The organism is Enterovibrio coralii (assembly GCF_001559595.1).
Classification (GTDB): Bacteria; Pseudomonadota; Gammaproteobacteria; order Enterobacterales; family Vibrionaceae; genus Enterovibrio; species Enterovibrio coralii.
This window is the reverse complement of sequence record NZ_LNTY01000021.1, coordinates 37,382-46,493: the sequence shown is the minus strand read 5'-3', so window position 1 is coordinate 46,493 and position 9,112 is coordinate 37,382. Positions and strand designations below refer to the sequence as shown.

8 protein-coding genes and 2 pseudogenes are annotated in these 9,112 nt (G+C 47.8%); 3 read left to right on the top strand and 7 right to left on the bottom strand.

The window, feature by feature from the left end; translation table 11 throughout:
• Window positions 1–460: 460 nt before the first annotated feature.
• Genes ATN88_RS06610 through ATN88_RS06595 form a run of 4 tightly spaced genes read right to left on the bottom strand, consistent with a single transcriptional unit; the run spans window position 461 to window position 3,414 of the window.
• Window positions 461–898 carry a type IV pilus modification PilV family protein gene (locus ATN88_RS06610; protein WP_067413191.1) on the bottom strand — a complete coding sequence of 146 codons (438 nt, stop codon included), beginning with the start codon at window positions 896–898 and terminating at the stop codon, window positions 461–463.
• Window positions 888–2,189 (bottom strand): hypothetical protein, encoded by a 1,302-nt coding sequence (locus ATN88_RS06605; protein WP_067413188.1) that lies wholly within the window; start codon window positions 2,187–2,189, stop codon window positions 888–890. Before ATN88_RS06605 ends, ATN88_RS06610 begins: the two co-directional genes overlap by 11 nt.
• Before the next feature lie 5 nt (window positions 2,190–2,194).
• Window positions 2,195–2,878: a PilW family protein gene (locus ATN88_RS06600; protein WP_067413186.1), complete on the bottom strand. Its 684-nt coding sequence runs from the start codon at window positions 2,876–2,878 to the stop codon at window positions 2,195–2,197.
• Entirely contained in the window at window positions 2,875–3,414 is a 540-nt protein-coding gene (locus tag ATN88_RS06595; protein ID WP_232312883.1) for a pilus assembly FimT family protein, read from the bottom strand. The genes ATN88_RS06600 and ATN88_RS06595 overlap by 4 nt, the downstream gene beginning before the upstream one ends.
• 88 nt (window positions 3,415–3,502) lie before the next feature.
• Between ATN88_RS06595 and ATN88_RS28550 the strand changes: the two genes are divergently transcribed.
• The gene (locus ATN88_RS28550; RefSeq protein ID WP_332308870.1) at window positions 3,503–3,622 is read left to right on the top strand and encodes a prepilin-type N-terminal cleavage/methylation domain-containing protein; all 120 of its coding nucleotides are present in this window, start codon (window positions 3,503–3,505) and stop codon (window positions 3,620–3,622) included.
• Window positions 3,619–3,954: a type IV pilin protein gene (locus ATN88_RS06590; protein WP_232312881.1), complete on the top strand. Its 336-nt coding sequence runs from the start codon at window positions 3,619–3,621 to the stop codon at window positions 3,952–3,954. The genes ATN88_RS28550 and ATN88_RS06590 overlap by 4 nt, the downstream gene beginning before the upstream one ends.
• Window positions 3,955–3,995: 41 nt before the next feature.
• On the opposite strand, the pseudogene dnaJ reads toward ATN88_RS06590, so the two are convergent.
• The 3 genes and pseudogenes from dnaJ to grpE all read right to left on the bottom strand — a co-directional run bounded on the left by dnaJ (window position 3,996) and on the right by grpE (window position 8,024).
• A pseudogene (gene dnaJ, locus ATN88_RS06585) lies at window positions 3,996–5,133 on the bottom strand (molecular chaperone DnaJ).
• Window positions 5,134–5,303: 170 nt separating this feature from the next.
• Window positions 5,304–7,219: pseudogene (gene dnaK / locus ATN88_RS06580) on the bottom strand (molecular chaperone DnaK).
• 199 nt (window positions 7,220–7,418) lie between these two features.
• Complete coding sequence (grpE, locus tag ATN88_RS06575) at window positions 7,419–8,024, bottom strand: nucleotide exchange factor GrpE (protein WP_067413180.1); 606 nt, start codon at window positions 8,022–8,024, stop codon at window positions 7,419–7,421.
• Between the two features lie 183 nt (window positions 8,025–8,207).
• Here grpE and nadK point away from each other — a divergent pair, with 183 nt between their 5' ends.
• Window positions 8,208–9,089 (top strand): NAD(+) kinase, encoded by an 882-nt coding sequence (gene nadK, locus ATN88_RS06570; protein WP_067413178.1) that lies wholly within the window; start codon window positions 8,208–8,210, stop codon window positions 9,087–9,089.
• Window positions 9,090–9,112: the final 23 nt, after the last annotated feature.

The following is a 9,112-nucleotide window of genomic DNA, read 5'->3' as shown; positions in this document are numbered from 1 at the left end:
GTTCTAGTCCCTCTCTACATAAAGCAGAAAGAGCAGAACGAATTGACTGTGCCGAATAACCGAAGTTATTTCGTTTGGTCACTCAGTTCGTTGATAATTCTTTTGTCTATCAATGACGAGTGCCCACACAGATTGCATAGGTCAAATTGTTAAAGAACGTTGACTTAAGAAGCGTTTGCTTCTCACCGTCAGGGCTGCGAATTTTACGCTGCCGGGCGATGAAGTCAAGAAGAAATTTTGAGATTTTTCAGCGTTGCTTTCGCAACCCCCAAAACACCTTGTTGACCAACCTCAGCGTTACCCTTTCATTTGGTAACCTTGAAGTTTTCATCTTACCGATTCGATTGGCATTCCTTGTTAGGTGCCGCTCTCCGTGTCGGTGAAGCGGCATTATAGGGAGCAAAAACACATTGGCAAGGGCAATTTGCGAAAAACATCACAAAACGAGTTTGTTCGAGCGCTATTCGTACAGATTGGTGAATTTAGATACAGAAACAGGCAAGATCAGACTTTGTTCATCCCCACTGCGGTCATCCCAAGACACATTTACGCTGAATACTTTTGCATACGTTTCTGCCGTTCCTGACGCTGGTGTGTGTTCTAGCGTCTTTAGCGTCGTCACAGCGATAGTAAAAATGCTATCAGCGTCTAAGATCAGTTTGCATTCATTTATGGTTGCCAGCGTTTTTCCCTCACACGCGGAGCCTTCTGTGTTGATGGTCTGCATCAGCGATACCTGTGATTCGGCGATTCGCTTCGCTTCTATATAGAGGGACGTGTTAGCTTTCTCTACTTCTAAATAGCTATATAGTTTCAAGACAGACACTGCAGACAATATAATGACGGTCATTGACACCAATACTTCGACCAAAGAGAAGCCTCGCACTTTAAAAATCATGGAAGCTTCCTTTTACTAGTTTTGGGGTTCCTCCTGTCGAACCACCACCGCTTGATTCGTCGTCATCAAGATAACCGGGTTTGAACGCACCTCGGACGATAGATTTTGAATCCGGCACATCAACTAAGTAAGCCCCCTTACTTTCATAAGAACCGTTAAAGAAGAATGGGGTTGCTCCCCATAGGCTCATATCATCTTTGAATTCATTCAAAAGCTGCGCACAAAGAAGAGACATCGCCCCGTCTTTACAAAGAATGTGTCCTGTACCATCGGTATTTTTATAGGCCCCCCAAGAATCCGCTATGCTTTGTGCGGGGTAATCCACCGTAAATTGGAAGATTGTTCCGTTAAACGTAAATCCACCGTTGGATCCTGCAATGCCATTTTTAATCACCACCATAGGTGGTGACGCCTCGCTACCCGCTCCAGACATACCTGAAAGCAGGCAATCGCCTTCAACCCAAATTTTCGTTTTTCCTTTATCTATATATTCTTTTATCGTGGTTCCACAATTCTTCACTACTTCACTGTTTGAGATGGCAGAGCCAGTCGTCAGCTTTATTTCGAATCCATCCTTCACCTCTTGCCACTTATCCTTAGGCTTTTTAAACGTATCTTCAAACACATCAATGTTAGGTTGATTGTGAAGAATGTCATTCTCAAAGGCGTTGGTAATAGGGTCTGATTTAGCTGGAACATGTGTGCTGTAGTTCGTTGCACATTTTTCCTGTGTCTCTGTTGCTGCAGATGTCAATTCAGAGGTGAACTCAGCATTGCTGTTTCCGACATCAATCGTTACATCACCACCCGCCACAATCGCCGTGCATTCGTAATAATCGACGCCATCCTTTGTTTCAATTAAGTCACCTTTTGCTGGCGTCCAAGCATTGCCCCCATCAATGACAAGTCCGCCAGAGGTTTTAAACGAGCTTACACTCCCTTCATGCTCACGGATGATGGCTTTGGATATCGCATATCTAGATGAAGACGCGAGCTCCCAATAATCCCCCACACTTTGGATCGTGATCGTCACGCCTGCGATTTCACATTCACTAAATTCTGCAGCACTGAAACCCGCTGCTTTCGGATTCAGCTCCTTTTGTTCGTAAATCGCGGCCGCACAATCCAGCCCAGCCTGCGCTGAAGCCCTTTGGCTTGCGTCTGTCACATAGTTTTGGGTTTTCTTTATATCCGAGAAGCCAGACCCTACTACTGCAATCGAAAAAAGTCCGACGGTAAGCAAAATGCCAGTCACAACGGTCAATGTTGCCATGCCTTTGTGTTTATTCATCGTCTTCAACCATCCACATTCGGCACTGAAATAGAGAACGAAATGGTATCTTGAATAGAGCTATCCGCTTTTAATGCAGCGGTGACGCTCACCTCTACGACTTGGTTTTTATTCGTTGATGCCACACCTTGGTGGTGTTGTCTTGTGAACGCTAGCGAAGTAATCGATAAACGTTCATAAGTCATATCCCGCCAATAACCCGACGCGCCACCGTTAGAGCTGTCGCTGGAACAGTTCCAATTGGCAAGTCCGTTGTAATTTTCATAAATTTCGATGACAGGGTTGTCGTCGCTGTCTTTCCCCAACCTAAAGCCCTTGGCATCATCTTTATCCAAGGCCAGCGCATCTATGCGCTTGTCATGGTTGTAAGCAAAACGAATACAGCTACCCGCCGTCGATTTGGACGCACTATCATCAATCAAGATCGAAGACACATCACCCGCCCCATCGACTTGCAGAAATGGGTTCACTGAGGTGCAGTCATAACAAAAACCTGCGCGTGAAATTTCCACTTTCAGTGTGTTCGCAATCATATTGAGCTGAGTACGAAGAAAGTCAGACTGAAGCTGCCGAGATCCAAACTGGCTATTAACGGCAAAAAGAGCCAGAGAAGAAGACAAGACGACAAGGCCTATTGTCATACCCACCAACAACTCGACCAGCGTATAGCCTCTCGGGAGTTTACTCATGACGGGCAGGCCTCCCACCCTCTATAAGCGGTATTGCTGCATCCTTTAAGTCCTGAGTATTGACGTATCATCACACCGGATTCCCCACCCGTTTCATCGCCATAGGTTAATTTGACGGTTTCGTTGGATGACGGCAGTCCATTCACCGAAGAGAAGTGAAAAAGCTTGGTGGTATCTGCGACTAAAGGATCTTGAACCGTGATGGCGTCTTCCTCGGTGAATGCGACTTTCTGCAAGCCTTCGCTGTTACTGCAACTAAAATCGGTTGCCGCGCTTTTCTCACTCAACCCTATACAACCATCAACACCCTCTTTTGCGGGCTGGTAATAGACATAGACTGCACGATGCCGTTTAACGGATTCGGTTTGCCCTACTTCCAAAATGGTCAGTAACTTTGAGGCACGACTTTCTACTGCTGCTGTTTGGTGAGAATTAACAAATGATGGGACGGCTACAGCTGTGACCACTGCCAATACCGACACTGCCACAATCATTTCAATGAGACTAAATCCGCGTTGTAGATTCCAATATCTCACCAACAGCTACCCACAATAAGTTGCTCAACTTGTATCCATACTAGCAACGGGGATAAGTTAGGTCTTTGGAATAAAACAGTTTTACTGTATGGCGAACCAAAAAATGACACTGAGAACCAAGACATTACATTCCGGTATGACGATGATCGAAGTTTTGATCGCCTTGCTATCGTCGGTGCTATCGCAGCGATTGCGGTGCCTGCGTTGAGCGACTTTCTCGTAAAATCGGAACGGCAACGCGCGCAGTTCGACCTTTACCAGTTGCAGACGTATACCGAACAGTACTTTACTGAGAATGGCAGTTACCCAAGCAACACCAATTTGATCTGCTCAACCTGTCAGGTATCAGAAGAATATGACTTTTCCATCGCGACTGGCGGGACAGGAAATAATGTGTACGTGCTAAAAGCGACGCCGAAATCAACGTCCACGCAGAAAAACGATGATGATTGCTATACGATGATCATCAATGCTGCTACCGAGCAGTCAAACAAAGATAAAAATGATGATGCATTAGATAGCAGCAAATGCTGGATATAAAAAACCGGCTAAAAGCCGGTTTTTTTATCAATGCGATTGCATTAGCTGGTCAGGTCGTCAAAGAACTTCTTCACGCCGTCAAAGAAACCTTCTGATTTAGCTTGTGCTTTTTCGCTGCACTGCCACCCAGCGTTTCTTCAAACTCACGCAGTAGTTCTTTTTGCTTGCTGCTCAGGTTCACTGGGGTTTCTACCACCAGCTTACAGATCAGATCACCCAAACCACCGCCGCGCACTGACTGGACGCCTTTGCCGCGCATGCGGAACATACGACCAGTCTGGGTTTCAGCAGGTACCTTCAGGCTTACACGGCCATCCAACGTTGGAACTTCAACTTCGCCGCCCAATGCCGCCATGGTAAAGCTCACCGGTACCTCGCAGAACAAGTTGTTGCCGTCACGCGTGAAGATATGGTGATCACGCACATGCACTTGCACGTACAAATCACCCGCTGGCGCACCAAACTCTCCCGCTTCACCTTCACCGCTCAGACGGATACGGTCACCCGTATCAACACCCGCAGGAATTTTCACGCTAAGCGTCTTGGTCTTCTGCACACGGCCTTGGCCATGACAGCTATCACAAGGGTCTTTGATGATTTTGCCGCGACCGTGACAGGTAGGACAGGTTTGCTGAACCGCGAAGAAGCCCTGACGCATCTGTACTTGGCCTTGACCATGACAGGTGCCACAAGTTTGAGGCGATGAACCTGGCTTAGAGCCGCTGCCACCACAAGGATCACAGCTAACATACGTCGGTACTTCGATCTCTTTGGTCACACCACGGACAGCGTCTTCCAAAGACAGCTCCATGTTGTAACGCAGATCCGCACCGCGTTGTGCGCGAGCCTGACCACCACGACGACCACCGCCGAAGATGTCGCCAAACACGTCACCAAAGATATCGCTGAAGTCTGCGCCGCCACCGAAGCCGCCGCCACCGCCCATGCCACCTTGTTCAAAGGCTGCATGACCGTATTGATCATAGGCCGCTCGCTTCTGAGAATCCGTCAAGATCTCATAGGCCAGCTTAACTTCTTTAAATTTCTCAGCAGCCGTATCGTCCCCTTGATTCCTATCAGGGTGATACTTCATTGCCAGACGCTTGTACGCTTTTTTAATTTCGCGTTCTTCCGCGTCACGCTTACGCCAAGTACTTCATAAAAATCACGTTTTGACATGTTTTACTTGTCACCTGTTCTTATAACCAAGCGAACATAAACCCGCTTCGCTTTATACAACTACGGGCGAAGGAGATTCCTCCTACGCCCGTGCGAAATAAAATCGGCTTATTCCTTTTGATAGGACGCCGCGTTTACGGCGTCTTTCTCATCAGGTTTGTTCGCTGGTTTTATTTTTTGTCGTCTTTTACTTCTTCAAACTCAGCATCAACAACGTCGTCGTCTTGCTTAGTTTGTGCACCGGCGTCTTGTTGCGCTTGAGCAGCTTGCGCTTGCTGTTGTGCAACTTCCATCAGCTTCTGAGATGCAGCGATCAGAGCTTGAACTTTCGCGTCGATAGCGTCTTTGTCTTCGCCTTTACGCGCTTCTTCCAGTTCAGAGATAGCCGCTTCGATTTTCTCTTTCTCGTCAGCTGGCAGTGCGTCGCCCGCTTCTTCGATTTGCTTGCGAGTACCGTGAACCATTTGGTCAGCTTGGTTGCGAGCAGTTACCAGTTCTTCGAACTTCTTATCTGCTTCTTTGTTCGCTTCCGCTTCCTGAACCATTTTCTCGATTTCTGCGTCGCTCAGACGCCAGAAGCTTGGATAGTGATCTTCTGCTCTTTACCTGTGCTCTTGTCTTTTGCAGACACGTTCAAGATACCGTCAGCATCCAGGTCGAAGGTTACTTCGATTTGTGGCATGCCACGTGGTGCTGCATTGATACCTTCCAGGTTGAACTGACCCAGTGACTTGTTGTGCAGAGCTTGCTTACGCTCACCTTGCAGAACGTGGATAGTTACCGCACTTTGGTTGTCTTCAGCAGTAGAGAACACTTGGTTCGCTTTTGTTGGGATCGTGGTGTTCTTCTCGATCAGCTTGGTCATCACGCCGCCCATGGTTTCGATACCCAGAGACAGAGGAGTAACGTCCAGCAGAAGAACGTCTTTCACGTCACCCGCAAGTACACCACCTTGAACCGCAGCACCTACAGCAACTGCTTCGTCAGGGTTAACGTCTTTACGCGCTTCTTTACCAAAGAATTCAGCAACTTTCGCTTGAACCATAGGCATACGAGTCTGACCACCAACCAGGATTACGTCGTTGATGTCGCTTACAGACAGATCTGCATCAGCCAGAGCAACTTTCAGAGGCTCCAGTGAACGTTGAACCAGATCTTCAACCAGTGATTCCAGCTTCGCACGGGTCACTTTGATGTTCATGTGCTTAGGACCAGTCGCATCTGCAGTGATGTATGGCAGGTTCACGTCAGTTTGTTGTGCAGAAGACAGCTCGATTTTCGCTTTCTCTGCCGCTTCTTTCAGACGTTGCATTGCCAGTGGATCTTTACGCAGGTCGATGCCTTGGTCTTTTTTGAATTCATCTACCAAGTAGTTGATCATGCGGTTATCGAAGTCTTCACCACCCAGGTGAGTGTCACCGTTGGTTGCCAGTACTTCGAAGGTTTTCTCGCCTTCTACTTCGTCGATTTCGATAATAGAGATATCGAAAGTACCACCACCCAGGTCGTAAACCGCGATAGTGCGATCGCCGCCTTCTTTGTCCAGACCGTAAGCCAGTGCAGCTGCAGTTGGTTCGTTGATGATACGTTTAACTTCTAGACCCGCGATACGGCCAGCATCTTTAGTTGCTTGACGCTGTGCATCGTTAAAGTACGCAGGTACTGTGATAACCGCGCCAGTTACTTCCTCACCCAGGAAGTCTTCCGCAGTTTTCTTCATTTTCTTCAGGACTTCGGCAGAAATCTGAGGCGCAGCCATTTTCTCGCCTTTCGCTTCTACCCAAGCGTCGCCGTTGTCAGCTTTAACAATTTTGAACGGCATGATTTCGATGTCACGCTGTACTTCTTCGTCTTCAAAACGACGGCCGATCAAACGTTTGATCGCGTACAGGGTGTTTTCTGGGTTAGTTACAGCTTGGCGTTTTGCTGGCTGACCTACCAGAGTTTCACCGTCCTGGGTGTACGCGATGATTGATGGCGTTGTGCGATCGCCTTCCGCGTTTTCGATTACGCGTGGCTTGTCACCGTCTAGTACTGCTACACATGAGTTGGTAGTACCCAAGTCGATACCAATGATCTTACCCATTTGGTTTTCTCCGAAATTCGTCTTACGTCTATGTTGCGTTAACCCTTATATGGGGGTCGCAGTTAAGGGTTCAACCCTACACAAGAAAAATTTTTAATTTTCTTTCTGATGCACCATAGATAAGGGCACGAAAGCCACTTTCAAGGGGGCAAAATGAAAAAAACCCGCAAAAAGCGGGTTTTTCTTAAATTGGACTAAATTACGCTTGCTCGTCAACGTTACCAGCAGCCGCTTTAGACACCATAACCATCGCAGGACGAACCACACGACCGTTCAGTTCGTAGCCTTTTTGCATTACGAACATCACAGTGTTTGGTGCGTGGTCAGCACTTTCTTGGATAGACATCGCCTGATGGAATTCTGGGTTGAACGGTTGACCCGTTGGGTCCAGCTCTTTCAAACCAAACTTAGCAACCGCGTCTTTCATCGTCTTCAGCGTCAGCTCAACACCTTCCAGCATTGGTTTGATGGCTTCGTTGTCTTTCTCCGCCATCTCAACAGCGCGTTCCATGTTGTCGATAACTGGCAACAGTTCGTTAGCAAAGCGCTCCAAAGCAAACTTGCGCGCTTTGTCGATTTCCTGTTCGGTACGACGACGCATGTTTTCAACGTCAGCACGAGCGCGCAGAACACTGTCTTGCTGCTCTTTTACTTTCGCTTCGCTTTCTTCCAGCGCCGCTTCCAGTTCAGTGATGCGGCTGATCATTGCATCCGCTTCTGCATCCAGGGCATTTTCATCTGCCACTTGTTCTACTGCTTCATTCAGCACTTCTTCTTCCTGGATCTTGTTTTCTTCTTTGCTCATGCTCTCTCCGACACAATTCTCTGTGTTGAGTCCCACAATGTGAGGCAATGGGACATCAATCTCGACAGTTTTGCTTATTATGGGGATGTGTGCCCGCGTTTCAAGGTGCGCTATGCCGCAAAGCACGACAAGTTTTTCTCATTCGCTTATACTCAAGCCACTAATCTGTGCAGGATCAATAAGATGTCAAAGCGTTTCAACACTATTGCTTTGGTAGGCAAACCTCGAAATCCCGATGCGGTAGCCACACATGAAAGCCTCTATAACTGGTTGACACAAAAGGGTTACCGAACGCTCGTAGATAACCGACTCGATAATTATCTCAACATCCCTGCAGAAGATTTTCACGACTTACTCTCCCTGGGCGCAAAAGCAGATTTAGCGATTGTCATTGGTGGTGACGGCAACATGCTTGGTGCCGCCCGTGTGCTGTCTCGCTTTGATATTTCCGTCATCGGGGTTAACCGCGGCAATCTGGGCTTTCTAACCGACCTTGACCCAGACGCTTACGAGCAAGCGTTATCTGACGTACTGGCAGGGGAATATATTGAAGATTATCGCTTCTTGCTCGAAGCGGAAGTGCACCGACACGGCCAAATTAAAAGCCACAACGCGGCATTGAACGAAGCCGTTCTTCACCCAGGCCAAGTCGCGCACATGATTGAGTTTGAAGTCTACATTGACGATAACTTCGCCTTCTCACAACGCTCTGACGGCATCATTATTTCAACGCCGACAGGGTCAACCGCATACAGCCTGTCAGGTGGCGGCCCTATCCTCTCACCGAGCCTGGATGCGATTTCGCTGGTGCCGATGTTCCCACACACGCTTTCTAGCAGACCGCTTGTGGTGGATGCCAAACGACATATTAAGCTCGTGGTTTCGCCAGATAACGGCAGCACCTTGGAAGTGAGTTGTGACAGTCAGGTATCTTTGCCAGTGAATCCGGGTGATGAAGTACATATCTACCGTAGCCCATCATTGCTGAAACTCATTCACCCGAAAAACTACAGCTATTACAAAACACTACGAACAAAACTTGGCTGGGCCAGCAAATTGTTCTGACAATCGGCTAACTATCCATCAAT

What these genes read in the sequence shown, in the direction of transcription:
- ATN88_RS06610 (WP_067413191.1), bottom strand. Translation starts at nt 898, where the DNA reads ATGATTTTTAAAGTGCGAGGCTTCTCTTTGGTCGAAGTATTGGTGTCA.
- ATN88_RS06605 (WP_067413188.1), bottom strand. Translation starts at nt 2,189, where the DNA reads ATGAATAAACACAAAGGCATGGCAACATTGACCGTTGTGACTGGCATT.
- ATN88_RS06600 (WP_067413186.1), bottom strand. Translation starts at nt 2,878, where the DNA reads ATGAGTAAACTCCCGAGAGGCTATACGCTGGTCGAGTTGTTGGTGGGT.
- ATN88_RS28550 (WP_332308870.1), top strand. Translation starts at nt 3,503, where the DNA reads ATGGCGAACCAAAAAATGACACTGAGAACCAAGACATTACATTCCGGT.
- grpE (WP_067413180.1), bottom strand. Translation starts at nt 8,024, where the DNA reads ATGAGCAAAGAAGAAAACAAGATCCAGGAAGAAGAAGTGCTGAATGAA.
- nadK (WP_067413178.1), top strand. Translation starts at nt 8,208, where the DNA reads ATGTCAAAGCGTTTCAACACTATTGCTTTGGTAGGCAAACCTCGAAAT.